Here is a 22,756-nt window from a genome sequence, read left to right as displayed (position 1 = left end):
GATTTTCCTCGAGTAAGCTATCGAAGGGCGAGCGGGAGGTGGTTGACGCCCTCAAAGCCCTCGATAGAGCTGCCAATGGGGAGGGGAGGGTTGGTGAATATCAGAAATCGGGCTGGAAGATTCGCGACAATATGGGTTTAGCGCCCTCAATTGATAATTTTATGCATACACATCAAGCGGACTCAAAGCTTGTCGAGTTCGGAAAAGTTGCAATTCTTCGCTGTATTGCACGAGCAGAGTTGGGGAGCTCTCTTTTTTCTAGCGTGAATGAGGCAGGCACGGCCGCACTGCCGCGGCGGATCGGTGACACTTGGTTGGGACGACTTTTTCAAAGATTAGTAAGCGGTCGAGATGCCGAAGAATTTCTGGCGACGCTTTCGAAAGTAACTTTCGTCTGTTTCAATTACGATAGGTGTATAGAGAGGTTCTTCTCTATAGCTGTGCCATCCTATTTTGGCCCGCAATACGGCTCTCGGCTAAACGAGGCGCTAAGGGTCATTCACCCGTATGGTGTAATTGGCGATTATGATCTATCAAACCCGTGGGTCCTTTCGGGCCGGGATGGCAGTAAGGCGCAACCTGATGTTAATCTGTCTGACGCCCCAGCGCGCATACAGACGTTTACGGAAGGTGCTGATAGCGGTGTCGTAGATGAGATTGCGAAGCATTTCTCAACTTCGAGAATGGCGGTATTCTTAGGGTTTGGGTATCACAAGCTCAATCTGAAGCTTTTCGACCTTCCGAAGAGGAGCAGTGTTCGAGATGTCATCGCGTCCTGTTACGAAGAATCGGAATCAAACATCTCGGATATAAAAGACGAGCTCGGAAGGCTGCTATTTGTCGACGACTCTCGCGGGTCAGATCAGTTGTCTAGGCCCATTACGATGTATAAAGCGACCGCTTCAGACGTGATTTCAGACTTCTCTAGGCTAATTGACCGTTCTCTATTGCCATAGTTGGGATTTATGGCACAATTAAGAAGGTGTTGGGGAGCAACATTTCCAAGAGCTCAAGATATGGCAAAAGTCGATGGTGTCATTATCCTCCATTCACCTCCACCAGGTTCCCCTCCGGGTCCTCCAGGTACACGTGCCGGAGCCCCGGGATCGCGAACTCGCCCGTCACCGAGTGGCGCACCCCCGCGGCGCGCAGCCGGGCGATCACCGCGTCGAGGTCGGGCACGTTGAACGCCACGTGGCCGCCGACCGAGGGGTTGAAGGCGAGGTCGTTCTTTTCCGCGAAGTCCTCATCCGGGGCGATGAGGTGGAGGCCGGAATGGCTGTCCCGCCCGTCGCCCAAGAGCGCCAGCTTGTCGGGATCGCCGGGCAGGTAGCCGCGGGTCTCGGGGAAGGTCCAGGGACGTTCCTTCATACCGAGGATGTCGGTGTAGAACGCCGCCGTGCGCCGCACGTCGCGCGCCTCGAGGTTCACGTGATGGATGCTCCAGCCCATGCCGATCCTTTCGCTGATCGGCGCAGGCTAGCCGCTCGGCACGCGGCCGCCTAGGCCCCGGCCGCCCTGCTCAGAGCCCGTCGCTGAGCGCGTCGCCGAGGTTCTCGCTGTCCTGGACGAAGCCCTTGGCCGTCTCGCACCCGGCGAGCCCGAGGGCCACGGCCAGCACGAGGGCCGCGCGTGTGAGGCGGGCCATCAGAAGAGGTTCCCGCCTTCGTTCTCGGCCACCTCGTCGGCGACGATGGCGCCCGCGGCCCCGACGGCCACGGCGGCGCAGCCCGAGAGGACCGGCAGGATGAGCGTGAGTGCGAGGATCTTGGTGAGACGGAGCGACATGGCGGCTCTCCCTGGGGTTGATGCCTGGAGGGAACGATACCCGCGACGGCCCGGTTCCGCCATGGCGCGACGCGGCCGGGCCCCGGATCGGCCGTGGATCACCGGGCGGCGCGGTCCTACATAGGGCGGCGAAGGAGACGCCCATGACCAACCCGCTTCTGTCCGACTGGACCGGCCCCCACGCCCTCCCGCCCTTCGACCGGATCGAGGACGACCACTTCGCGCCCGCGCTGGAGCAGGGCATGGCCGAAGGCCGCGCCGCCATAGCCGCCATCGGTGCGACCGAGGACGCGCCGACCTTCGCCAACACGATCGAGGCGCTGGAGCGGTCGGATCGGACGCTCGACCGGGTGGCGGGCGTGTTCTACAACCTCGCCGGCGCCGACAGCACCTCCGCCCGCGAGGCGCTGCAGCGCGATATGGCGCCGAAGCTCTCGGCCTATTCCTCCGAGATCACCAACGACGCCGCGCTCTTCGCCCGGATCGAAGATCTCTGGGCGCGGCGGGACGCGCTCGACCTGACGGAGGAGCAGGCCCGCGTGCTGATGCTGACCCGCCGGGGCTTCGTGCGCGCGGGCGCGGCACTGGAAGGCGAGGCCGCCGAGCGCCTGACCGCGATCAAGGCGCGGCTCGCGACGCTGGGCACGGCGTTCAGCCAGAACCTCCTGGCCGACGAGCGGGCGTGGTTCATGGACCTGACCGAGGACGATCTGGATGGGTTGCCGGACTTCGTGAAGGACGCCGCCCGCGCCGCGGGGACCGAGCGCGACCGGCCCGGCCCGGTGGTAACGCTGAACCGCTCGCTGATCGTGCCGTTCCTGCAGTTCAGCCCCCGCCGCGACCTGCGCGAGCGGGCCTACGAGGCCTGGACCGCGCGGGGTGCCAACGGCGGCGAAACCGACAACCGCGCCATCGCGACAGAGATCCTCGCCCTGCGGGAGGAGCGGGCGCGCCTCCTCGGCTACGACAATTTCGCCGCCTACAAGCTCGAGACCGAGATGGCGGGCACGCCCGACGCCGTCCGCGACCTCCTGATGCAGGTCTGGCATCCGGCCCGGACCGCGGCACTTGGCGATGCCGAGCACCTCGCCCGCATGGCTCGCACCGATGGCGTCGTCGGCCCGCTGGAGCCGTGGGATTGGCGCTACTACGCCGAGGCCCGGCGCGCCGAGCTGCACGACCTGAACGAGGCGGAGCTGAAGCCCTATTTCCAGCTCGACCGCATGATCGAGGCGGCCTTCGCGGTCTCGCACCGCCTCTTCGGGCTGGAGTTCGAACGGCTCGACACGCCTGCCTACCACCCGGATGTCCGCGTCTGGGAGGTTACGCGGAACGGCGAACACGTCGCGGTCTTCATGGGCGACTATTTCGCGCGGCCGTCCAAGCGGTCGGGCGCGTGGTGCAGCGCGATGCGGTCCCAGTCGCGGCTGGACGACGACGTGCGCCCGGTCGTGGTCAATGTCTGCAACTTCACCAAGGGCGACCCCGCGCTCCTGTCCTACGACGATGCGCGGACGCTGTTCCACGAGTTCGGCCACGCGCTGCACCAGATGCTGTCGGACGTCACCTACGGCTCGATCTCGGGCACGAGCGTGGCGCGCGACTTCGTGGAACTGCCGAGCCAGCTCTACGAGCATTGGCTCGACGTGCCGTCGGTGCTGGCCGAGTTCGCGACCCATGCCGAGACGGGCGCGCCGATGCCCGACGCCCTGCGCGACCGGCTATTGCGGGCCTCGACCTACGACATGGGGTTCGCGACGGTGGAATACGTGGCGAGCGCGCTGGTCGACCTCGCGTTCCATGACGGGCCGGCGCCCGCGGACCCGATGCAGAAGCAGGCCGAGGTGCTCGAGACGATCGGGATGCCCCGCGCGATCCGGATGCGGCACGCGACGCCGCATTTCGCGCATGTCTTCTCGGGCGACGGATATTCGTCGGGCTATTACAGCTACATGTGGTCCGAGGTGATGGATGCCGACGCATTCGCTGCCTTCGAGGATGCGGGCGATCCGTTCGATCCCGATCTGGCCAAGCGTCTGGAGGCGGATATCCTGTCGCGCGGCGGGTCCGAGGATGCGGCTGCGCTCTATACGCGCTTCCGGGGGCGGCTGCCCGGCGTGGATGCGCTCCTGAAGGGCCGCGGGCTGGACGACGCTGCCTGAACGGTCGGCGCGGCGCGGGCCCACGGGGCCGCGCCGCGCCATCGGCCCTCAGGCGAGGGCGAGGATGAACTGCTCGAAGTTCTCGGGGTTGCGCCGGGCCTTCTTCGGCTCGTCGCGCGCCAGCGCCAGCACGTTGTCGATCGAGTAGGGATCGCCGGTGACGTCGTGATCCTTGCTCCAGTCGTGGAACAGCTCATGCGCGAGGATCCCCGCGCGCGCCCGCTCGGATGCCGCGAACCATCGGGGATAGAGCTGGAAGATCCGCGGCGTCGCCACGCCCCCGGAATTGCGGCCGCGTGTCGTCGTCTTCGATGCCTTCGACTGGCTCCGCAGGCGGATGCGCAGGCGTCCTTCGGTCGTGCGCCGATGCGCCCGGCGCAGGCGCCGCCGCACCAGCCGCATCTGGCGCCGCGTCACGTCGCTGTCGCCGAAATAGCGGCAGATGACCGGGTCGCTCTTCCACGCGGCCTTCTTGTTCTTGAGCCGGTTATGCGCGAACACCGCTTCGACGCGGCGCTTGCCCAGCCCAAGAAGCCGTCCCGCCTCGTCCGCGGCCTCCTGCACCTCATCCATGACATCGGTCTCGTCGGTGATATCGGCATCGTTGTCCTGCGCGACGATCTCGTCCAGGACCCCGGCGTCGACGAATCTGATCTTTGTGCGAACACCCATGTTAACCTCCTGATTTTGCAAAGGGTGATCGGTGGATAGCGGCGGCGCGCGCATCGTCGTAGTGATGGATTCCCGACCTTGACCGAAAGCCCGCCATGCCCCTGACCGACGACCAGGCCGACGCTATCATCGCCGCCACCCGCGCCGTCGCCGCCGCCGAGATCGCGCCGCGCTTCCGCAATCTCGACGCGGGCGACGTCGACGCGAAATCCACGTGGGACGACCTCGTGACCGTGGCCGATACCGCCGCCGAACGGGCCCTGACCGCGCAGGTCGAGGCGATCCTGCCCGGTGACCGCGTCATCGGGGAGGAGGCGGTGAGCGCCGATCCCGGTCTGCTCGAACGGGTGGGCGAGGGGCGCGTGACGATCATCGATCCGATCGACGGGACGTGGAACTTCGCCCATGGCGTCGCGAATTACGGCGTCATCGTCGCCGTGATCGAGGAGGGAGAGACGGTCTGGGGCCTGCTCTACGATCCGTCCTTCGACGACTGGGTGGCGGCGAATCGCGGCGGCGGCGCGCACCATGTCCGCGCCGGGCGTGCCCGGCCGCTGCGCACCGATGCGGCTGAGGCGCCGCTGGGCGCGCTGCGCGGCAATACCGGGCTCTACCACATGCCCCATGGTGTCCGTGCCGACCTCGCGGCGACCGCGCCGCTGTTTCGTCGCATGACGTCGCAGGGCTCCAGCCTTCACGAGTATCGCTGCATGGCGACCGGGGCGTCGGATTTCTGCCTCAACGGGATGCTGAACGTCTGGGACCACGCGGCGGGCGCGCTGATTCTCGACGAGGCCGGGGGCTGTTCGCGCACGCTCGACGGGACACCCTATGCGCCGACGATGCGGGAGGGGTTCTTGCTGAATGCGCGCTCGCCCGCGCTCTGGGAGCGGCTGGCCGAGACCTTTCGGGGGCCCTTCGAAGACGTGCGGGGCTAGTCCCGCACCTCGCCCGGCGCCACGCCCCAGAGGCGACCCGTCTCGGCCCATCCCGCGGCGCCCTCGACCCGGACCGCGCACCAGCCCTCGTCGCATTCGCCCAGCCATGCCACGACGCCCGGCTCCAGCCGCGCCGACACGGGCGCGTCGGGGCGGGGTCTGCGGCGCAGGTCCAGCGCCGTCTCCTCGACGATGACGGTCCGGTTGCCCGAGAGCAGCGAGTAGTGCATCCAGCCGCCCGCGCCGTCGCGGTCCTGCACCCGGCGCCAGTGTCCGTATTCGTCCACCACGCGCAGCGGCATGTGGCGCCGCTTGAACACCCAGTCGATCCGGTGCGTGCCCGACGGCCCCCGCCGGGCATAGCCCTCGGATGCCTTCATCGACACGAAGCGCGGCAGGTCCATGCCCGTCACCGGGCCCTTTTCCGCCGCGAGGGCCCCATGGGCCGAAAAGACGGCCAGCGCCGCCCCGATCATCCAGTTCCGCATGACTGCCCGTGCCTCACTGTCTCCGCCGGGGTCTGACCGCCCCTTGCGCGTGGGGGACACCATGCCATCATGCCCGCCCGGACCAAAGCGGAGACCGCCCCCCGATGCCAACGAAGCGCCTGAGTGTTGTCGTGACGCGACGCCTGCCCGCCCCGGTCGAGGCCCGGCTGTCGGAGCTGTTCGACACGACCTTGACCGACAGCGACGACGTGATGTCGCGCGACGCGCTCGCCCAGGCGATGCAGGGGGCCGACATCCTCGTGACCAGCCTGACAGATACCGTCGACGCGCCGCTTCTGGCCGGGGCGGGCGACCGGCTGAAGCTGATCGCGAATTACGGCGCCGGGGTCGATCACATCGACGTCGCCACCGCCCGCCAGCGCGGTATCCTCGTGTCGAACACGCCGGGCGTGCTGACCGAGGATACCGCCGACATGACCATGGCCCTGATGCTGGCGGCGATGCGCCGGATGCCCGAGGGAATGGCCCGGATGCAGGCGGGCGACTGGGCCGGCTGGGCGCCCGAGGCACTGCTGGGGTCACGGCTTCGGGGGAAGGTCCTCGGCATCCTCGGGATGGGCCGGATCGGGCAGGCGGTGGCCCGCCGCGCCCGCGCCTTCGGGATGGAGGTCCATTACCACAACCGCCGCCGCCTGCATGACGGGCTCGAGACGCCGCTCGAGGCGACCTATCACGACAGTCTTGACCGGATGCTGACGCTGGCCGATGTCGTCTCGGTCAACTGCCCGCACACACCGTCGACCTTCCACCTTCTGGGCGCGCGCCGCCTCAAGCTTCTGCGCCCCTCGGCCGTCGTCGTGAACACGTCGCGCGGCGAGGTCATCGACGAGAACGCCCTGACCCGGATGCTGCGCGCGGGCGAGTTGGCGGGCGCGGGGCTCGACGTCTACGAGCGCGGGCAGGGCGTGAACCCGCGCCTGCGCGAATTGCCCAGCGTCGTCCTGATGCCCCACATGGCCTCGGCCACGCGCGAGGCCCGTCTTGAGATGGGCGACCGCGTGCTGGTCAACATGCAGACCTTTGCCGATGGCCACCGCCCGCCGGACCTCGTGGTGCCGTCGATGCTCTGAGCGGGGCAGGGTCTTGCAAGACCCTGTCCGCGTCCTTGCAAGGATGCGGTCACTCGATCAGGCGCATCTCCTCGCGGTTGCAGAAGATCACGTATCGTCCGCCGTTCTGCACGGCCCCGAAGCCGCGGCGCCGCACCTCCGCCTCGAAGGCGTGGCGTCCGACGATGCGCTCCGCATCCCGCACTTTGCGCTGAACCACCCCACCCCGTCGATCGCCGCCCTGGCCGAGAACAGATGACGCAGTCAGCTCTCGGCCTCGACCACGGAATTCGGGACATGTCGGGGAAATACGGGGTGCGGAACCCTGCCGCACCTCTCCATGACGAAGTGCTAATCGCTGAGCTTCGCGTGGACCTCGTCGAGATCGACCTCGCCCAGCGGCATCTTGTTGCCGGGGTTCTCGAAGTCGTAGCGGAAGAGCTTGAAATCGCGGTGGTAGATCTCCCAGACGAGGTGCATCGACAGGTCGTCGAAATAGTCCTCGACCGGGTGCGCGCGCTTGGGGCCGTGGCCCTCGCTCTCGTTGAAACGGGGCACTTCCGACAGGTCGACCGGAACGGGGGTCTCGATATGATCGAGCACCACCTGCATTCCCTCGTTGAACTTCTCGGTGAAGACGATGTGGTCGTAGCGCCCGCCATTGGCGACGAAGGTGCCGACGTGGCCGGCCATCGCCGACCAGTGGATGTCGGGGTCCATCGGACGGCGGAAGCGGATCGTGTCCCGCGCGAACAGAAGGAACCGGCGGAAGGACGCGATCTGGTCGAACTGGAAATCGTCCTCGGGCGACCCGACCTCGACCCCGTATTTCGCGGCCAGCTGCGGCACCAGCTTGCCGCGGTAGCGCTTCCCGTTGCGCTGGATGCCCGCGATCTTGTCGAAGAAGGACGACAGGATGCGGGTATAGGGGTTTCGCACGCAGGTGAACGCATAGGATTTGTGCGCCTTGGCGTTCGCGACGATCAGCGGTTGGCTCTCCTCCTGCGCCCATTTGTGCAGACCGGCGGTGCTGTCATGGATGTCCCCGTCGAAGAAGCGGCCATGGTCCGAATAGAACATGATCTGCCCGATCGACGAGCATGCGCATTTCGGCACCACACGGTACACGACGCTCTCGCTTTCGGTCATCCAAGTGCCCGGAAACCCCATCTTCACACGTCCCCTGTCAAATCCTCGGCATCAAAGCCGCATTGTCCGGTTTCTTCAACGCCCCCGCGACGGTATTGCGATGCCGGTGTGACCGAATTTGGATTAAGATGGGCTCAATGGCGAAGATCGCGTTCATCCTGCTCTGTCACAAGGATCCCGAAGCCGTCATCCGGCAGGCGGAGGGTCTGACGAAGGCAGGCGATTACGTCGCGATCCATTTCGATGCCCGTTCGCCCGCCCAAGCATATGCCGCGATCGAGGCGGGGCTGCACGACAATCCGAACGTGGCCCTGGTGCGCAAGCGGATCAAATGCGGCTGGGGGGAATGGTCGCTGGTGCGCGCGACGCTGGCCACGATCGAGACCGCCATCGACGCCTTTCCGCGCGCCACGCATCTCTACATGCTCTCGGGCGACTGCCGCCCCATCAAGTCGGCCGAACATGCCCGCGCGATGCTCGATGCCCGCGACGCCGACTATATCGAGAGCTTCGACTACTTCACCTCCGGCTGGATCAAGACCGGCATGAAGGAGGAGCGGCTGATCTACCGCCACTACCTCAACGAGCGGACCAACAAGCGCGCCTTCTACGCGATGCTGGCCGCCCAGAAGGCGCTAAAGCTGGAGCGGCACATTCCCGAGGGGATCGACATGATGATCGGGTCGCAATGGTGGTGCCTGCGCCGCCGCACGATCGAGCGCATCCTGGCCTTCTGCCGGAAGAACCGTGCCGTGATGCGCTTCTTCGCCACGACCTGGATTCCCGACGAGACGTTCTTCCAGACCCTCGTGCGCCACCTCGTGCCGCGCGCCGAGATCGAAAGCCGCACGCTCACCTTCCTGATGTTCACCGATTACGGGATGCCCGCGACCTTCTACGACGACCATTACGATCTGCTGCTCAGCCAGGATTTCCTCTTCGCGCGCAAGATCTCGCCCGAGGCCGACGAGCTGAAGGAGCGGCTGGAAAGCCTCTGGACCTCGGGGCGGACCTCCTTCCCGATCGCCGGAGACGGTCGCCGCCTGTTCCAGTTCCTGACCCAGCGCGGTCGCGTCGGCCGCCGCTTCGCCCCCCGCTTCTGGGAACGCGAGAGCTCGCTCGGCCGCGACCGCGAGCTGATCGTGCTGGTGTGCAAGAAATACCACGTGGCCAAGCGCCTGGCGGAAAGCCTGCGCCAGCATCAGGTCATCCCCGCCCTCGACTACATCTTCAACGAGGATGACAGCCCGATGCCCGATCTCGGTGGCATCGAGACCAGTCTCGCCAAGCGTCACCGCCATCGGCGCGCGATGCTGCGGATGCTGTTCCGCCAGATGGGGACGGACCGCCTCGCGATCTGCCTCGATCCCGCCGATTTCGAGCTGCTGGAGGAATTCTATGCCGACCGCACAACGATCCGGACGCTGCTGGTCGACTGCGCCTATGACGAGGGCTACCTGCGCGGCCATGCCCAGCGGATCGGTCTTCTGGGTGACCAGACGCCCGATGCCACGATCGAACGCCTGATGCCGACCGTGGCGCAGGATTTCGTCACCGAGATCACACGCATCCGCGAGGCGGACCTGCCCGATATCCACCGCCTCGTGGAAGGCACCCCAGAGGCCGAGATGGCCACCGTGCTCGAGACGGTGTTCGGCACCGATCGCGACACCGCCGAGGCGCTGGCCCGCACGCCGCATCTCTTCGACGATTGACCGCCGCGCCGCGCATGCCCGATGCCGCGATGGCCGCGCGCAACAATGCCGATCTCCACGCGGCGATCTTCGCCTGTCACGGCCGTGCCTTTATCCGCACACCCGCCGCCTTCGTGGCCGAGGCCGCGCCGCCGCCGCTCTTCGCCCATCTCGTGACCACCGATCCGGGGACCGACCCCGCGCCCGGCATCGCCGCGCTGCGCACGCGCTTCGGCGGCATAGCGGTCAAGGACAGCTTCGCGCGGCTGGACGCCGCGGCCTGCGGCCTCCGTCCCCTTTTCGAGGCGCAATGGATCGCGCATCCCCCGCCCCGCGCCGCGTCGTACGCCTGGCATCGCGTCACCGATTCCGCGACGCTCGCCCGCTGGACGGCCGCGGGCGGTCCCGACCTGCCGACCACGGCCCTGTCGCACCCGGACCTCGCCATCATGGCGCGGCTGGAAGACGACCGGATCGTCGCGGGATGCCTCCTCAACCGCTCGCCCGACTGCACCGGCCTCTCCAACGTCTTCGGGCCCGCCGCATCATCGACCTGGGGCGGGGCCGCCCGCGCCGCCGCGGCCATCGTCCCCGACCTGCCGGTGGTCGGCTACGAGCGGGATGCCGACCTCGACCATGCCCGTGCCGCCGGGTTCGCGCCGCTTGGCGCGCTGCGCGTCCTCGTCTCCGCGTGACGCCGTTTCCCCCGACCCGCCGCCGCGCTAGCCTTCGCCCAAAGGAGACCGCCCATGCCCCAGACCTATGACGATCAGAACGTCTTCGCCCGTATCCTGCGCGGCGAGATCCCCAACGTGACGGTCGCCGAGACCGATCACACCCTCGCCTTCGCCGACATCACCCCGCAGGCGCCGGTCCATGTCCTCGTCATCCCGAAGGGCGCCTATATCGATTACGCGGATTTCCACGCCAACGCCGCGGATGCCGAGATCGTGGACTTCCACCGCACCTGCGCGCGCATCTGCGCCGAGAAGGGCGTGGCGCCGGGTGCCGATGGGGCGGGGTTCCGTGCCATCTCGAATGCCGGCGAACATGCCGTCCAAGAGGTGCCGCATTTCCACCAGCACCTGATCGGCGGTCGTCCGCTGGGCCGGATGCTCGCCCGCGCCGATTGACGCCTGCCGCGACGGCACGCCGCGCGGCGCCCCCTTTCGGTCGCGGCGTCGCGGTCCCATCTTGATGCCGTGCCACGCCCCCCGGATATCCCCGCATGATCGCATTCGTCGCCATGACGCTTCGCTGGAGCCTGCTCGGCTTCGCGCTGGCCTTCGTGCTGCCCGCCGCGATCGCGGGGCTCTGGTGGGCGGTGCAGGATCGCCCCGGCTCGTGGCGCGATGCCGATTGGGGACCGTCCGGCGTGCTGCCGCCCGCCGAATCCGTCCCCGGTGCGGCGATCCGGGTGCTTTCGGCGCGCACCGGCGGGCCGAAGGGCGCGCTCTCGGTCCATAGCTGGATCGTCCACAAGCGTGCGGGCGATGCGCGCTGGACGCGACATGACGTGGTCGGCTGGGGCGCACCCGTGCGCCGCGACGCCTATGCCCCCGACGCGCGCTGGTACTCGAACACACCCGATGTCGTCGGCGCGCTCGCCGGGGCCGACGCCACCGCGGCGATCCCCGCGCTCGAGCGGGCCATCGCAGACTACCCCTTCGCGGGTCGAAATGCCTATGTCATCTGGCCGGGCCCGAACTCGAACACCTTTGTGGCCCATCTCCTACGTGCGGTGCCCGAACTCGGGATCACGCTGCCCCCCCACGCCGTCGGTCGCGACTACCTCGGACCGGGCTGGCAGGCGGTGCGCGACGCGGGTGGCGACCTGCACGTGTCGTGGAACGGCCTCGCCGGGCTGGCCCTCGGGCCGCGCGCCGGGATCGAGCTCCATCTGCTGGGCCAGGCCGTCGGCCTCGACCTCCGCCGTCCCGCGCTGAAGCTGCCGGGGATCGGTCGGCTGGGCGTGCCGCCGATCGCCGACGCCGCCGTCGCGGCACCCGGCTGAGGGACCCCCACAACGTCGCCAACGGGCCGCGCCCTGCCGGGAATCGCATTGCGCCCCGACGCCCCCGCCGATACCCCTGACGCCGACGACGCCCCCAACGCCCCGGGGGCCGGACAGGTGGCCGCGATCCCGTGCCGACCCAGATCGGGGGCCGGGGGCGGCATCGTCTTCGACCCGGCATCCGGGGGCCATTCGTACGAGGTCCCGATGCGCGCAGTTCTCGCCTTCTTCCTGACCACGGCCTCGGCCGCCGCCCATCCCGGCCATATCGGCGACCTTGCCGGTCACGACCACTGGGTGCTCGGCGCGGGCCTCGGCGCGATCGCGCTGGCCGGGCTCGTCGGATGGCTCAAGGGCGGCAAGGACACGCCCGAGACCGAAGCCGAGGACGAGGACGCCCCTGAGGAGCAGCCCGCATGACCACGGGCGTCATGATCTGCGGCCATGGCAGCCGCTCGCAATCCGCCGTCGACGAGTTCGCCACCCTGGCCGAGCAGCTTCCGGCCCATCTGCCCGCCGACTGGCACGTCGATTACGGCTATCTGGAATTCGCCAACCCCGTGATCCGCGACGGGCTCGACCGGCTGCGTGCGAAGGGATGCGACCGGATCCTCGCCGTGCCGGGCATGCTCTTCGCGGCGATGCACGCCAAGAACGACATCCCCACGGTGCTCAACGCCTATGCCGCGACCCATGGCATCGACATCCGCTACGGGCGAGAGCTGGGGGTCGATCCGAAGATGATCGCCGCCGCCGCCGCCCGGATCGAGGCGGCGCTGGCCGCCGCCGATGCCGAGGACGGCGCCGTCGCGCGTCACGACACCTGCCTCGTCGTCATCGGCCGCGGCGCCTCGGACCCCGACGCCAACGGCAACGTCGCCAAGATCGCCCGGATGCTGCACGAAGGCTTGGGCATGGGCTGGCTCGAGATCGGCTATTCGGGCGTCACCTTCCCGCTGGTCGAGCCCTGCCTGACCCATGCTGCCAAGCTCGGCTACAAGCGCATCGTCGTGTTCCCCTACTTCCTCTTCTCCGGCATCCTCATCGACCGGATCTACGGCTTCACCGACCGCGTCGCCGCCGCCCATCCCGGCACCGCCTTCGTCAAGGCGGGCTATCTCGGCGACCATCCGCAGGTCCTCGCCACCTTCGCCGAGCGCGTGCTGGAACAGACGGGGGCCAACCCGCCGCCCAATTGCGGCATCTGCGCCTACCGCGAGCAGGTGCTGGCGCTGGAAGGGGGGCGCCACGTCCATATCCGCGCCGAGGACCGCAACCATCCGGCCTTCGCCGACACGCCGCCGCCGACCTGCGTGCTCTGCAAGTACCGCACCGCCGTCCTGGGCTTCGAGGCCGAGGTCGGCGCGGTCCAGGAAAGCCACCACCACCATGTCGAGGGGCAGGGCGCGTCGGCCCCCGGCTCCAACGTGGCCGATTGCGCGCTTTGCGACACGTTCTGCACCGGGATGTGCCGTCTGGAGGGGCAGGCGGCGAACCACCATCACCACCATCACCACCACGGCGACCACGACCATTACGACCACGATCACGCCCATCCAGAATATCCCCATGCCGACCACCCCCACGGGCCGGAATCGGCGCGCCGGACGGCGAAGGCCTGACATGACCGCCACCGTCCCGTCCGCGCCCCGGGGCGCGCCCCGCACGGTCCTCGCATGAGACCCTACGAGCGCGACCCTAAGGCGATCTACGCGGCCTCCTTCGCCACCGTGCGCCACGAGGCCAATCTCGACCGCTTCCCGGCCGACGTGGCCGAGCTGGCCGTGCGCGTCATCCACGCCTGCGGCATGATCGAGGTCGCCGACCGGCTGGCCTACGCGCCCGACGTCGCGGCCTCGGGCATCGCGGCGATCCGCGCCGGTGCGCCCGTCTATGCCGATTGCGAGATGGTCGCCTCGGGCATCACGCGCCGCCTGCTGCCCGAGGGCACCGAGATCCGCTGCACCCTCAACGATCCCCGCGTGCCCGACATGGCCGCCGAGGGCGCCACGACGCGCTCGGCCGCCGCCGTCGACCTCTGGGATACCGGGGGCGCGGTCGTGGCCATCGGCAACGCGCCCACGGCGCTCTTCCGCCTGCTGGAACGTCTCGACGAGGGGGCCCCCCGGCCCGCCGCGATCCTTGCTTTTCCGGTGGGCTTCGTCGGCGCGGCGGAGTCAAAGGCCGAACTGGCCGAGCGCCCCCGCGCGACGCCCTTCCTCACCCTGCGCGGTCGGCGCGGCGGCTCGGCTATGGCGTCGGCGGCGGTCAACGCGCTGGGCATCCTCGCGGCGGGCGGTGTCCAGTGACCGGATCGGCCATTAACCACCCAGTAACTATGCCGCCCGCCCCTTCCTCTGGCCGGAAATACCTCGGGGGAGCCGAAGGCGGGGGCAGCGCCCCCATCGGGGCCAGCGCCGGACGATCCCGTGCCTGACGCCCCCTGGCTCCATATCGTCGGCATCGGCGAAGACGGGCTCGACGGGCTGACCCCCGCCGCGCGCACCGTGGTCGAGACGGCCGAGATCCTCGTCGGCGGCGATCGTCATCACGACCTCTCCGCCGCCGTCTCGGCCGCCCGCGTGGCGTGGCCCAGCCCGTTCGATGCGCTGGTGGAGACGCTCTTGTCGTTCCGGGGCCAGCGCGTCGTCGTCCTCGCCACGGGCGATCCGCTCTGGTTCAGCGTCGGCGCGCGGATCGGCCGCGCCATCCCGCCGGGCCAGATCGCCTATCACCCCCAGCTCAGCGCCTTCCAGCTCGCCGCCGCGCGCATGGGCTGGTCGATGGCGGATCTCGAGACGCTGACCGTCCATGGCCGCCCGGTCGAGCAGATGATCGCCTTCATCCAGCCCGACGCGCGGCTGCTGATCCTGACCACCGGCGCCGACACCCCCGCTCGGATCGCGGCCTTCCTGACCGCGCGCGGCTTCGGCGACAGCCCGATGACCGTGCTGGCCAACATGGGCGGCGCGGACGAGGCGCGGTTCGACGGCACCGCCGCGGGATGGGACCACGACGTCCCGGCCTTCAACACCCTCGCGGTGGATTGCCGTGCCGCGCCCGACGCGGCGCTTCTGCCGCGCGTGCCGGGGCTGACGGATGACCTCTTCCGCTCGGACGGCACGATGACCAAGCGCGAGGTTCGCGCCGCCACGTTGGCCAAGCTGATGCCGATGCGCGGCGCGCTGCTCTGGGATATCGGCTCCGGCTCGGGCTCGGTCGGGATCGAGTGGATGCGCGCCGCCCGCTCGGCCCGTGCCATCGGGATCGAGCCGCGCGCTGACCGCCGCGCCATGGCCGCCGAGAACGCGCTGGCGCTGGGCACGCCACGCCTCGACCTGCGCGACGGCACGGTGCCTGACGCGTTGCACGGCCTGCCCGCGCCGGATGCCGTCTTCATCGGCGGCGGCCTCTCGGCAGCGACCTTCGACGCGGCCCTCGCCGCCCTCCGGCCGCTGGGACGCCTCGTGGCCAATGCGGTGACGCTCGAATCCGAGGCGATCCTCGCGGCGCTCCACGCGCGGCATGGCGGCGACCTCGTCCGGATCGCGGTCGACCGGGCCGAGCCCGTCGGCTCCTATCGCGGCTGGCGCCCCGCCATGCCGGTCACGCAACTGAGCCTCGTGAAGCGATGACGGGCACGCTCTACGGCGTGGGCCTCGGGCCCGGCGATCCCGATCTCATCACCCGCCGCGCCGCGCGGCTGATCGAGGGCGCGGCCGTCGTCGCCTACCCGAGCCTCGCCGGCGGCGACAGCCTCGCGCGGTCGATCGCCGCCGACCTGATCGCGCCGCACGCGCGCGAGATCCGCATCGACGTGCCCATGACCACCGATCGCGCGCCCGCGCAGGCCGCCTATGACGCCGCCGCCGCCGAGATCGCCGCCGCGCTCGCCGGCGGTACGGACGTGGTCTGCCTCTGCGAGGGCGACCCGTTCTTCTACGGCTCCTTCATGTATCTCTTCGCGCGGCTGCGGGCCGTCTACCGGGTCGAGATCGTGCCCGGCGTCACCTCCGTTACCGCCTGCGCCGCCGCCGCCGCCCTACCGCTCGCAGCCCGCAACGAGGTGATGACGGTGCTGCCCGGCCCGCTACCTGATGACGCACTCCGGGCCCATCTGCGCGCCGCCGACACGGTCGTCTGCATGAAGGTCGGCCGTCATCTGCCGCGCTTGCGCGCGCTTCTTGACGCCGAGGGCCTCTTGGCGTCGGCCACATATGTCGAGCGCGCCACGCTGGGCGCCGAGCGGGTGATGCCGCTCGCCGAAGCCCCCGAGGCCGCACCCTATTTCTCCATGATCCTGATCGCGAAAGGAGCCGATCCGTGGCTCACGCCGTCGCCCTGACCGCCCCGCCTATCGTCCTCGCCCTCAATGCCGCGGGCGAGGCCACGGCCCGCGCCGTCGCGGCCGCCCTCGACTGCCCCCTTCACGGCCGGGCGGAACGCGCGGAGGCCGAGACCACGTTTCCGGATGCGCTGGTCCATGCCCGCGACCTGTTCGCCGCGGGGCACGCCGTCATCGGGGTCTGCGCCAGCGGGATCCTGATCCGCGCCGTGGCCCCGCTACTGGCCGACAAGACGACCGAGCCGCCTGTGATCTCCGTCTCCGACGATGGCCGCGTGGTCGTGCCATTGCTCGGCGGGCATCGCGGCGCCAACCGCCTGGCCCGCCGCATCGCCCAGGCGCTGGGCGGAGCGGCGGCGGTCACGACGGCGGGCGACGTGGCCCTCGGGGTGGCACTCGACGAGCCGCCGTCGGGCCACCGCCTCGCCAACCCCGAGGACGCAAAGCCCGTCATGGCCGCACTGCTCTCGGGCGGCGGCGCGCGGACCACAGGCGAGCCGCTTTTCGACCTGCCCGAGGGCGATGCCGTCGAGATCGCGGTCACCGAGGCCCCAATGGCGGGTGGCCCGGCAACGCTCGTCTATCACCCGCAGCGCCACGCGCTCGGCGTCGGTTGCGCCCGCGACGCGGACCCCGAGGAGCTTTGGGAGAATGTCTCGGCCGTTCTTGATGCGGCGGGCGTGGCGCCGGGTGCCGTGGCGTCGGTCAGTACCCTCGACCTCAAGCTCGACGAGCCGGCGATGAACGCGCTTGCCGCCCGCCTCGGCGTGCCGCTCCGCGCCTTTTCCGCGGCTGAACTGGCCGCGATCGACGTGCCCAACCCGTCGGACGTGGTGCAGGCCGAGGTCGGCACGCCCTCCGTCGCCGAGGCGTCGGCCCTCGCGGCGAGCGGGGGCACACTTGTGCAGTCCAAGCGCAAGACCGCCAACACGACCGCCGCGCTCGCCCGCGCCGCCGATCCCATCACGACCCATGGGGGCCGCCCTCGCGGCCGCGTCTCCATCGTATCCATCGGGCCCGGCCAATCCGCCTGGCGCACGCCCGAGGCCAGCCGCCTGGTGCAGGAGGCCGAGGAGCTGATCGGCTACGGTCTCTATATCGACCTGCTTGGCCCGCTGGCCGCAGGCAAGCCCCGCGCCGACTTCCCCCTCGGCGGCGAGGAGGCCCGGTGCCGTCACGCGCTAGAGCGCGCGGGCGAGGGGCGGAACGTCGCGCTGATCTGCTCGGGCGACGCGGGGATCTACGCGATGGGCGCGCTGGTCTTCGAGCTGATGGCGCGCACCGACGACAGCGCCGTCACCGATGCCGCCCGCCGTGTCGAAGTGGTCTGCACGCCCGGTGTCAGCGCGCTGCAGGCCGCAGCCGCACGCGCGGGCGCACCGCTGGGCCACGACTTCTGCGCCATCTCGCTCTCGGACCTGCTGACCCCGCGCGAGGATATCGTCCGCCGCCTGCACGCCGCGGCCGAGGGCGATTTCGTCATCGCCTTCTACAACCCCGTCTCCAAGCGCCGCCGCACCCTTCTGGCCGAGGCGCGGGACATCCTGCTATCCCATCGCCCCGCCGATACGCCCGTCCTCCTGGCCTCGTCGCTGGGCCGGCCCGAGGAAACGCTGCGCTATCGTCGCCTCGATGCGCTCGAGGTGGACGAGGTGGACATGCTGACGGTCGTGCTGGTCGGCTCGTCGAATACGCGGCTGGTCCGGACCGGCGACAGGACGCGGATGTTCACGCCACGCGGCTATGCCAGGAAGATGACGGGCGGCGACCTCGCGGATGCGGCCTTGTGATGGTCTCAGCGATAGTCCTGCGGCGTGAGCGTCCCGCCCGCGGCAAGCTGCGTCTCCGCACCCGGCACGACATCCGTGTTCTGAGCCGACACGCAGGTCCAGCCGTCCGTACGCCGCGCGAGCACGAAGGTCAGGATCGTGGTGCGCGCTCCGGCGACCCCGCCATCCGGCAATCGCTGCCCGCTCAGGGACATGCGCGCATGGATCACCGCCACGTCCCCCAACTCGCGGATCTTGATCCGACCGGGGGCCAGGCGCGTCTCGGCGAAGAAGCTCCCGAGCGCGTGGGCATGGGCGCGCGCAATCGCGGCGCGATCCTCCCACCAGATGCCCACGACGTTCACGAAATCCGCGTCCTCGGTGAAGAGTGCGGCGAGCCCCGCGCCGTCGCGCGCCATCCAGGCGGCGACGAAGGCGGGCACGAAATCCTCTGGGGCAGACACCATCACGGAAGGCTAGCGGCATGATCGTCCATTTCATAGGCGCGGGGCCGGGCGACCCGGAGCTTCTGACGCTGAAGGCGCAGCGCCTGATCCGTGAATGCCCCGTCTGTCTCTATGCCGGGTCGCTGGTGCCCGAGGCGGTTGTGGCCGAGGCGCCCGCTGGCGCGCGCGTCCTCGACACGGCCCCCATGACGCTGGCCGAGACCCATGCCGAGATCGTGGCCGCCCACGGCCGGGGCGAGGACGTCGCCCGCGTCCATTCCGGCGACCCGAGCCTTTACGGCGCTATCGCCGAGCAGATCCGCCTCCTGCGCCGCGATGGCATCGCCTACGACATCTGCCCCGGCGTGCCCGCCTACGCCGCCGCCGCCGCCGCCCTTGGACAGGAGCTGACGGTGCCCGAACTGGCGCAGTCGATCGTGCTCACCCGGGTCAGTATGAAGTCCACCTCCATGCCGCCCCGCGAGACGCTGGAGAACTTCGCCCGCACCGGCGCGACGCTTGCGATCCACTTGGGCATCCGCGCCCTGCGCGAGATCGAGCGTGTTCTGGCGCCGCATTACGGGCCCGATTGTCCCGTCGTCGTCGCCTACCGTGTCGGCTGGCCCGACCAGACCTTCATCCGCGGCACGCTGTCGGACATCCATGCCAAGGTGCGCGCCGAGAAGATCACGCGCACTGCACTGGTCATGGTCGGTCCGGTGCTGGGCGAGGTTTCGGACTTCAAGGATTCCGCGCTCTATGATCCGGCCATTCCGCACGTCTTGCGACCCCGCGCGCGGGGCTGATGCAACCTTCACGCGATTTTCACGTTTGCCCTCCAGGATATGCTAGTCTGCTGCGGGGAATCGGCCGTGGCCGACGCACGAGACGGGGGAAGATCGCATGTCGCAGCCAGATTTCTACCACCTGCCGAAAGAGGTGCGGGACGGTCTGATCGCCGCCCGCGCGCGCCACCAGCGCGCGACCGGCGGCCGCCTGCGCGTGCAGGTCGGCGACGACTGGTATCCGATCCGGTCCTGCGACGACACCGGCTTCGAGGTGGGTCTCGACGCCGCGCCGAAGCTGCGCGGTCTCGTCGAAATCCACGATGGCCCCCGCGTCGTGCGCAGCGCATTGATCGTCGCCGGCGACCCCAACGGCGATGCCATGCGCTACGAGTTCAAGCGCGTCACCGCCGCCCGCCAGAACGCGCCCCTCGACTACGAACGCGACGGCGAGGCGCCGGCGGGTTTGATCACCGTTCGCTGAAAACGCATGCCTGCGGAACCGGGGTTCGATCCTCGGCCACTCCGCTCGATATGGGCGCCCTCGAGCATCGCTAACTCCGCCACCTCGCGTGATGGGATTGGCAATCGCTCGGCCGGACAGCCGTAGCCGAGACCTGCGACGTGCGCCGGTTGCGACGCTGCTCGGTTCGGCACGTCCGTGAGCCCGCTCGGACGTCGCGGCACCATCCCTGTCCACCGCGCCCGTGCCGATCGCGAAGCGCGGACGCGATGCCGCAGCCTCGTCCAACCCATGGCCCGCGGCACGCCCTCCGCGATTGTACCGTCACATCCCTGCGCTTGACCCGACCCGGCGCGGGTCGCATCACGGGGGCCAACCCGAGCGGAGGCCCCCATGCGCACAGTCTACGTCAACGGCGAATACCTCCCCGAGAACGAGGCGACGGTCTCGATCTTCGACCGGGGGTTCCTCTTCGCGGACGGGGTCTACGAAGTCACGAGCGTACTGGACGGCAAGCTGATCGACTTCCCCGGCCATGCGACGCGCCTGCAGCGCAGCCTCGACGAGCTGGAAATGGCGAACCCCGTCACCGCCGAGGAACTCCTCGCGATCCACCGCGAGTTGGTGGCCCGGAACGACGTCGGGGACGGGCTGGTCTATCTCCAGATCACGCGCGGCGCGGCCGACCGCGACTTCGCCTATCCCGCGGATGCCACGCCGACGATCGTGCTCTTCACGCAGGCCAAGCCGGGGCTCGCCGACAACCCCGTGGCGAAGACCGGCATCAAGGTCATCTCGATCCCCGACCGGCGCTGGGGGCGGCGCGACATCAAGACGGTGCAGCTTCTCTATCCATCGATGGGGAAGATGGCCGCCAAGGCCGAGGGCGCCGACGATGCCTGGATGGTCGAGGACGGCGCCGTCACCGAAGGCACGTCGAACAACGCCTATATCGTCAAAGGCAACACCATAGTGACGCGGCATCTGGGCGAGGAGATCCTGCACGGGATCACCCGCGCGGCTGTTCTTCGGCTGGCGGCGGAGGCGCAGATGAAGGTCGAGGAGCGGTCGTTCACCATCGAGGAGGCGCGCGCGGCCGACGAGGCGTTCGTCACCTCGGCCTCGACTTTCGTGATGCCCGTGGTCGAGATCGATGGCACGCCAGTGGGGCAGGGGACGCCCGGCCCGGTCGCGGCGCGCCTACGGGAAATCTATCTCGACGAAAGCCGCAAGACCGCGCTCTGATCCGTCAGTCGCGTAGCGTGTAGCCGTCCCACCCGAGGATCACGCGCACCTTCTGGCGTGCGTCCATCTGCGGGATGCCGAACTCCATCGTGCCGCCCTGCAACTGCATGTGGAGCGCCGCGATCTGCCGTGTCGTGAGGCTGCCCGCGTCGACGGCGCCGAAGCCCAGCGTGTTGAGCCGCGTCTGCACGGACTGAACCAGCTGCGCGTTCGGCGCGGCGGTTACGGGCGCCGCGATCAGCAGCCCCGCAATGGCCAGCGCCATCAGCCTCATCGCAGCACGCGGTCGAAGCCGCGTTGCAAGAGGCCACCGTTCAGGATCGTGTCGATCTGCCATCGAATGTTGCCGTTCGAGCGACCCGAATGGAGCACATGCTGAAGCTGCACGACCTGTCCGGCGCTCAGGCGGCGCACGTCGACATCGCGAAAGCCGTAGACCGGCAATTGCTGCGACAGGTGGACCCGCGCGGAGTTCATCGGGGCGTTGGCGGCGGCGGGCGCGGCAAGGGCCACGAGAGCGGCGGCGAGGACGAGGCGTCCGGTCATGTCGGGTCTCCTTCGGAGCGGTCGATTGGACTTGGGGACGTTATGTCCGATGCGCGCATGTTATCCAAAAGCGGCAGGCGCGTCAGCCGGTTCCGCCGACATTCTCGGCGAAGCTGGTCTTGAAGGCGGCCTCCTGCTCGGGCGTCGCCTCGGCCTGGTGGCGGGCCTTCCACTCGGCGAAGGGCATGCCATAGAACGCCTCGCGCGCCTCCTCCTTGGTCATCGGGATGCTGCGCTCGCCCGCGGCCTCGCCATACCAGCGCGACAGGCAGTTCCGGCAGAACCCCGCGAGGTTCATCAGGTCGATGTTCTGCGCATCCGGGCGGTCCTCCAGCAGGTGCTGGCGGAGGCGGCGGAAGGCGGCGGCCTCGATCTCGGTCCGGGTCTGGTCATCCATCTTCGACATCCTCCAGGGCTGCGGCCAGGTGCGGCGCGATCCGGGCGGCCCATTCGCGCTGGCCGTCTTCGTCAGAAATGAGGTCGTTCCTCAGTTCGATCAAGACATGCAGGCGGCCGTGGACGATGGCGTGGCGGTCCATCGCGTCGCCCGGCAGGTGCCCGGTATAGGGCTCGTTCTCGCCCACCAGGAGGTCCGGCTCGGCCCGGAGGCGCGCGATCAGCGGGTTGGCCAGCCGCCGGTCGTCCGCGAAGAGGATGCCGATCTGCCAGGGCCGGGGCGGGCGTCCGCGCAGCTGCGGCGTGAAGCTGTGGATCGAGCAGATCACGGGGTCGCGCCGCGCCGCCAGAAGGCCCGTCAACGCGTCGTGATACGGGCGGTGGAACGCGGCGAGGCGGCGCTCGCGCTCGGCCGCGTCGAGATGGCGGTTCGCCGGGATGATCGTTCCATCATAGAGCCGCATGACCAGCGTCGGGTCGTCCTCGCCCCGGTTCGGGTCGATCACCAGCCGCGAGAAGTCCGACAGGACGGCCGGCCCGTCCAACATGCCGGCCAGCGCCCGCGTCACGCCCGCCGCACCGACATCCCACGCGATGTGGCGCGCCATGTCCGCCGCCGGCAGGCCCAGGTCGCCGCCCGCCACCGAGCGGGGCACGCGGTTCGACGCGTGGTCGCAGGTGACCACCCAGCGACCGGCGCCATTCGCGTTCTCGACATGGTGGGAGGGGCCGTCCATGGCGGCATGCCTAGCCCCGCCCGCGCCGGTTGGGAAGCGGCTTGGCGCA

29 protein-coding genes are annotated in these 22,756 nt (G+C 69.3%); 17 read left to right on the top strand and 12 right to left on the bottom strand.

Going from position 1 to position 22,756, the window contains the following annotated elements:
* Positions 1-38: 38 nt before the first annotated feature.
* The gene (locus ACK8OR_RS09235; RefSeq protein WP_410189112.1) at positions 39-956 is read left to right on the top strand and encodes a hypothetical protein; all 918 of its coding nucleotides are present in this window, start codon (positions 39-41) and stop codon (positions 954-956) included.
* 82 nt (positions 957-1,038) lie between these two features.
* Here the strand turns inward: ACK8OR_RS09235 and ACK8OR_RS09230 are convergent, their stop codons facing one another.
* The 3 genes from ACK8OR_RS09230 to ACK8OR_RS09220 all read right to left on the bottom strand — a co-directional run bounded on the left by ACK8OR_RS09230 (position 1,039) and on the right by ACK8OR_RS09220 (position 1,788).
* Entirely contained in the window at positions 1,039-1,452 is a 414-nt protein-coding gene (locus ACK8OR_RS09230) for a VOC family protein (RefSeq protein WP_410189111.1), read from the bottom strand.
* 70 nt (positions 1,453-1,522) lie between these two features.
* Complete coding sequence (locus ACK8OR_RS09225) at positions 1,523-1,648, bottom strand: entericidin (protein ID WP_298435960.1); 126 nt, start codon at positions 1,646-1,648, stop codon at positions 1,523-1,525.
* Positions 1,648-1,788 carry a hypothetical protein gene (locus tag ACK8OR_RS09220; protein WP_298435957.1) on the bottom strand — a complete coding sequence of 47 codons (141 nt, stop codon included), beginning with the start codon at positions 1,786-1,788 and terminating at the stop codon, positions 1,648-1,650. The genes ACK8OR_RS09225 and ACK8OR_RS09220 overlap by 1 nt, the downstream gene beginning before the upstream one ends.
* A gap of 143 nt (positions 1,789-1,931) precedes the next feature.
* Here ACK8OR_RS09220 and ACK8OR_RS09215 point away from each other — a divergent pair, with 143 nt between their 5' ends.
* Positions 1,932-3,950: a M3 family metallopeptidase gene (locus ACK8OR_RS09215; RefSeq protein ID WP_410189110.1), complete on the top strand. Its 2,019-nt coding sequence runs from the start codon at positions 1,932-1,934 to the stop codon at positions 3,948-3,950.
* Positions 3,951-3,998: 48 nt separating this feature from the next.
* Here ACK8OR_RS09215 and ACK8OR_RS09210 read toward each other — a convergent pair whose 3' ends face one another.
* Entirely contained in the window at positions 3,999-4,622 is a 624-nt protein-coding gene (locus tag ACK8OR_RS09210; protein ID WP_410189109.1) for a hypothetical protein, read from the bottom strand.
* A 95-nt stretch (positions 4,623-4,717) separates the two neighbouring features.
* On the opposite strand from ACK8OR_RS09210, the gene ACK8OR_RS09205 reads away from it, so the two are divergent.
* Complete coding sequence (locus ACK8OR_RS09205) at positions 4,718-5,560, top strand: inositol monophosphatase family protein (RefSeq protein ID WP_410189108.1); 843 nt, start codon at positions 4,718-4,720, stop codon at positions 5,558-5,560.
* Here ACK8OR_RS09205 and ACK8OR_RS09200 read toward each other — a convergent pair.
* Positions 5,557-6,048, bottom strand: a complete 492-nt coding sequence (locus tag ACK8OR_RS09200; protein WP_410189107.1) for an SH3 domain-containing protein — start codon at positions 6,046-6,048, stop codon at positions 5,557-5,559. The two genes, ACK8OR_RS09205 and ACK8OR_RS09200, sit on opposite strands and share 4 nt — an antisense overlap.
* A gap of 104 nt (positions 6,049-6,152) precedes the next feature.
* On the opposite strand from ACK8OR_RS09200, the gene ACK8OR_RS09195 reads away from it, so the two are divergent.
* On the top strand, positions 6,153-7,139 hold the full coding sequence (locus tag ACK8OR_RS09195; RefSeq protein WP_410189106.1) for a 2-hydroxyacid dehydrogenase: 987 nt from the start codon (positions 6,153-6,155) through the stop codon (positions 7,137-7,139).
* 49 nt (positions 7,140-7,188) lie between these two features.
* Here ACK8OR_RS09195 and ACK8OR_RS09190 read toward each other — a convergent pair whose 3' ends face one another.
* Positions 7,189-7,338 (bottom strand): hypothetical protein, encoded by a 150-nt coding sequence (locus tag ACK8OR_RS09190; protein ID WP_410189105.1) that lies wholly within the window; start codon positions 7,336-7,338, stop codon positions 7,189-7,191.
* Positions 7,339-7,469: 131 nt separating this feature from the next.
* Positions 7,470-8,288: a sulfotransferase family protein gene (locus tag ACK8OR_RS09185; RefSeq protein ID WP_410189104.1), complete on the bottom strand. Its 819-nt coding sequence runs from the start codon at positions 8,286-8,288 to the stop codon at positions 7,470-7,472.
* 116 nt (positions 8,289-8,404) lie between these two features.
* On the opposite strand from ACK8OR_RS09185, the gene ACK8OR_RS09180 reads away from it, so the two are divergent.
* From ACK8OR_RS09180 to cobJ, 10 genes are all read left to right on the top strand, one after another.
* Complete coding sequence (locus ACK8OR_RS09180) at positions 8,405-9,982, top strand: DUF5928 domain-containing protein (RefSeq protein WP_410189103.1); 1,578 nt, start codon at positions 8,405-8,407, stop codon at positions 9,980-9,982.
* A gap of 29 nt (positions 9,983-10,011) precedes the next feature.
* A complete protein-coding gene (locus tag ACK8OR_RS09175; protein WP_410189102.1) occupies positions 10,012-10,656 on the top strand; it encodes a hypothetical protein in 645 nt (214 codons plus the stop codon).
* A gap of 54 nt (positions 10,657-10,710) precedes the next feature.
* Positions 10,711-11,094 (top strand): HIT domain-containing protein, encoded by a 384-nt coding sequence (locus tag ACK8OR_RS09170; protein WP_410189101.1) that lies wholly within the window; start codon positions 10,711-10,713, stop codon positions 11,092-11,094.
* Positions 11,095-11,189: 95 nt separating this feature from the next.
* Positions 11,190-11,975 (top strand): DUF3750 domain-containing protein, encoded by a 786-nt coding sequence (locus ACK8OR_RS09165; RefSeq protein WP_410189100.1) that lies wholly within the window; start codon positions 11,190-11,192, stop codon positions 11,973-11,975.
* Between the two features lie 207 nt (positions 11,976-12,182).
* Positions 12,183-12,395 (top strand): DUF6732 family protein, encoded by a 213-nt coding sequence (locus ACK8OR_RS09160; RefSeq protein ID WP_410189099.1) that lies wholly within the window; start codon positions 12,183-12,185, stop codon positions 12,393-12,395.
* Complete coding sequence (locus tag ACK8OR_RS09155) at positions 12,392-13,597, top strand: sirohydrochlorin chelatase (RefSeq protein ID WP_410189098.1); 1,206 nt, start codon at positions 12,392-12,394, stop codon at positions 13,595-13,597. Before ACK8OR_RS09160 ends, ACK8OR_RS09155 begins: the two co-directional genes overlap by 4 nt.
* A 54-nt stretch (positions 13,598-13,651) precedes the next feature.
* Positions 13,652-14,284, top strand: a complete 633-nt coding sequence (locus tag ACK8OR_RS09150) for a precorrin-8X methylmutase (protein ID WP_410189097.1) — start codon at positions 13,652-13,654, stop codon at positions 14,282-14,284.
* 120 nt (positions 14,285-14,404) lie between these two features.
* On the top strand, positions 14,405-15,610 hold the full coding sequence (gene cbiE, locus ACK8OR_RS09145) for a precorrin-6y C5,15-methyltransferase (decarboxylating) subunit CbiE (RefSeq protein WP_410189096.1): 1,206 nt from the start codon (positions 14,405-14,407) through the stop codon (positions 15,608-15,610).
* Positions 15,607-16,320 carry a precorrin-2 C(20)-methyltransferase gene (cobI, locus tag ACK8OR_RS09140; RefSeq protein WP_410189095.1) on the top strand — a complete coding sequence of 238 codons (714 nt, stop codon included), beginning with the start codon at positions 15,607-15,609 and terminating at the stop codon, positions 16,318-16,320. Before cbiE ends, cobI begins: the two co-directional genes overlap by 4 nt.
* On the top strand, positions 16,299-18,110 hold the full coding sequence (cobJ, locus tag ACK8OR_RS09135; RefSeq protein WP_410189094.1) for a precorrin-3B C(17)-methyltransferase: 1,812 nt from the start codon (positions 16,299-16,301) through the stop codon (positions 18,108-18,110). The genes cobI and cobJ overlap by 22 nt, the downstream gene beginning before the upstream one ends.
* A gap of 5 nt (positions 18,111-18,115) precedes the next feature.
* On the opposite strand, the gene ACK8OR_RS09130 is transcribed toward cobJ, so the two are convergent.
* Positions 18,116-18,532, bottom strand: a complete 417-nt coding sequence (locus ACK8OR_RS09130) for a YybH family protein (RefSeq protein WP_410189093.1) — start codon at positions 18,530-18,532, stop codon at positions 18,116-18,118.
* 41 nt (positions 18,533-18,573) lie between these two features.
* Between ACK8OR_RS09130 and cobM the strand changes: the two genes are divergently transcribed.
* From cobM to ACK8OR_RS09115, 3 genes are all read left to right on the top strand, one after another.
* A complete protein-coding gene (gene cobM / locus ACK8OR_RS09125) occupies positions 18,574-19,341 on the top strand; it encodes a precorrin-4 C(11)-methyltransferase (RefSeq protein ID WP_410189092.1) in 768 nt (255 codons plus the stop codon).
* Positions 19,342-19,438: 97 nt separating this feature from the next.
* Positions 19,439-19,804 (top strand): hypothetical protein, encoded by a 366-nt coding sequence (locus ACK8OR_RS09120; protein ID WP_410189091.1) that lies wholly within the window; start codon positions 19,439-19,441, stop codon positions 19,802-19,804.
* 372 nt (positions 19,805-20,176) lie between these two features.
* Positions 20,177-21,028 (top strand): D-amino-acid transaminase, encoded by an 852-nt coding sequence (locus ACK8OR_RS09115; RefSeq protein ID WP_410189090.1) that lies wholly within the window; start codon positions 20,177-20,179, stop codon positions 21,026-21,028.
* A 4-nt stretch (positions 21,029-21,032) separates the two neighbouring features.
* Here the strand turns inward: ACK8OR_RS09115 and ACK8OR_RS09110 are convergent, their stop codons facing one another.
* The 4 genes from ACK8OR_RS09110 to ACK8OR_RS09095 form a co-directional block, all read right to left on the bottom strand.
* Positions 21,033-21,293: a hypothetical protein gene (locus ACK8OR_RS09110; protein WP_410189089.1), complete on the bottom strand. Its 261-nt coding sequence runs from the start codon at positions 21,291-21,293 to the stop codon at positions 21,033-21,035.
* Between the two features lie 5 nt (positions 21,294-21,298).
* The gene (locus ACK8OR_RS09105; RefSeq protein WP_410189088.1) at positions 21,299-21,574 is read right to left on the bottom strand and encodes a hypothetical protein; all 276 of its coding nucleotides are present in this window, start codon (positions 21,572-21,574) and stop codon (positions 21,299-21,301) included.
* An 82-nt stretch (positions 21,575-21,656) separates the two neighbouring features.
* Positions 21,657-21,971: a DUF1244 domain-containing protein gene (locus tag ACK8OR_RS09100; protein WP_410189087.1), complete on the bottom strand. Its 315-nt coding sequence runs from the start codon at positions 21,969-21,971 to the stop codon at positions 21,657-21,659.
* Complete coding sequence (locus ACK8OR_RS09095) at positions 21,964-22,707, bottom strand: N-formylglutamate amidohydrolase (RefSeq protein WP_410189086.1); 744 nt, start codon at positions 22,705-22,707, stop codon at positions 21,964-21,966. Before ACK8OR_RS09095 ends, ACK8OR_RS09100 begins: the two co-directional genes overlap by 8 nt.
* Positions 22,708-22,756 lie beyond the last annotated feature (49 nt).

The sequence above is a fragment of the Jannaschia halovivens genome (assembly GCF_046452375.1).
GTDB lineage: Bacteria > Pseudomonadota > Alphaproteobacteria > Rhodobacterales > Rhodobacteraceae > Jannaschia > Jannaschia halovivens.
Note: the sequence above shows the minus strand (reverse complement) of the source record. Positions and strands in the feature narration are given on the sequence as shown.

Bases quoted from the DNA above. Each gene is read 5' to 3' on its own strand.
- ACK8OR_RS09230 (WP_410189111.1), bottom strand. From the start codon at position 1,452: ATGGGCTGGAGCATCCATCACGTGAACCTCGAGGCGCGCGACGTGCGG.
- ACK8OR_RS09225 (WP_298435960.1), bottom strand. From the start codon at position 1,648: ATGGCCCGCCTCACACGCGCGGCCCTCGTGCTGGCCGTGGCCCTCGGG.
- ACK8OR_RS09220 (WP_298435957.1), bottom strand. From the start codon at position 1,788: ATGTCGCTCCGTCTCACCAAGATCCTCGCACTCACGCTCATCCTGCCG.
- ACK8OR_RS09215 (WP_410189110.1), top strand. From the start codon at position 1,932: ATGACCAACCCGCTTCTGTCCGACTGGACCGGCCCCCACGCCCTCCCG.
- ACK8OR_RS09210 (WP_410189109.1), bottom strand. From the start codon at position 4,622: ATGGGTGTTCGCACAAAGATCAGATTCGTCGACGCCGGGGTCCTGGAC.
- ACK8OR_RS09205 (WP_410189108.1), top strand. From the start codon at position 4,718: ATGCCCCTGACCGACGACCAGGCCGACGCTATCATCGCCGCCACCCGC.
- ACK8OR_RS09200 (WP_410189107.1), bottom strand. From the start codon at position 6,048: ATGCGGAACTGGATGATCGGGGCGGCGCTGGCCGTCTTTTCGGCCCAT.
- ACK8OR_RS09195 (WP_410189106.1), top strand. From the start codon at position 6,153: ATGCCAACGAAGCGCCTGAGTGTTGTCGTGACGCGACGCCTGCCCGCC.
- ACK8OR_RS09185 (WP_410189104.1), bottom strand. From the start codon at position 8,288: ATGGGGTTTCCGGGCACTTGGATGACCGAAAGCGAGAGCGTCGTGTAC.
- ACK8OR_RS09180 (WP_410189103.1), top strand. From the start codon at position 8,405: ATGGCGAAGATCGCGTTCATCCTGCTCTGTCACAAGGATCCCGAAGCC.
- ACK8OR_RS09175 (WP_410189102.1), top strand. From the start codon at position 10,012: ATGGCCGCGCGCAACAATGCCGATCTCCACGCGGCGATCTTCGCCTGT.
- ACK8OR_RS09170 (WP_410189101.1), top strand. From the start codon at position 10,711: ATGCCCCAGACCTATGACGATCAGAACGTCTTCGCCCGTATCCTGCGC.
- ACK8OR_RS09165 (WP_410189100.1), top strand. From the start codon at position 11,190: ATGATCGCATTCGTCGCCATGACGCTTCGCTGGAGCCTGCTCGGCTTC.
- ACK8OR_RS09160 (WP_410189099.1), top strand. From the start codon at position 12,183: ATGCGCGCAGTTCTCGCCTTCTTCCTGACCACGGCCTCGGCCGCCGCC.
- ACK8OR_RS09155 (WP_410189098.1), top strand. From the start codon at position 12,392: ATGACCACGGGCGTCATGATCTGCGGCCATGGCAGCCGCTCGCAATCC.
- ACK8OR_RS09150 (WP_410189097.1), top strand. From the start codon at position 13,652: ATGAGACCCTACGAGCGCGACCCTAAGGCGATCTACGCGGCCTCCTTC.
- cobI (WP_410189095.1), top strand. From the start codon at position 15,607: ATGACGGGCACGCTCTACGGCGTGGGCCTCGGGCCCGGCGATCCCGAT.
- cobM (WP_410189092.1), top strand. From the start codon at position 18,574: ATGATCGTCCATTTCATAGGCGCGGGGCCGGGCGACCCGGAGCTTCTG.
- ACK8OR_RS09120 (WP_410189091.1), top strand. From the start codon at position 19,439: ATGTCGCAGCCAGATTTCTACCACCTGCCGAAAGAGGTGCGGGACGGT.
- ACK8OR_RS09115 (WP_410189090.1), top strand. From the start codon at position 20,177: ATGCGCACAGTCTACGTCAACGGCGAATACCTCCCCGAGAACGAGGCG.
- ACK8OR_RS09110 (WP_410189089.1), bottom strand. From the start codon at position 21,293: ATGGCGCTGGCCATTGCGGGGCTGCTGATCGCGGCGCCCGTAACCGCC.
- ACK8OR_RS09105 (WP_410189088.1), bottom strand. From the start codon at position 21,574: ATGACCGGACGCCTCGTCCTCGCCGCCGCTCTCGTGGCCCTTGCCGCG.
- ACK8OR_RS09100 (WP_410189087.1), bottom strand. From the start codon at position 21,971: ATGGATGACCAGACCCGGACCGAGATCGAGGCCGCCGCCTTCCGCCGC.
- ACK8OR_RS09095 (WP_410189086.1), bottom strand. From the start codon at position 22,707: ATGGACGGCCCCTCCCACCATGTCGAGAACGCGAATGGCGCCGGTCGC.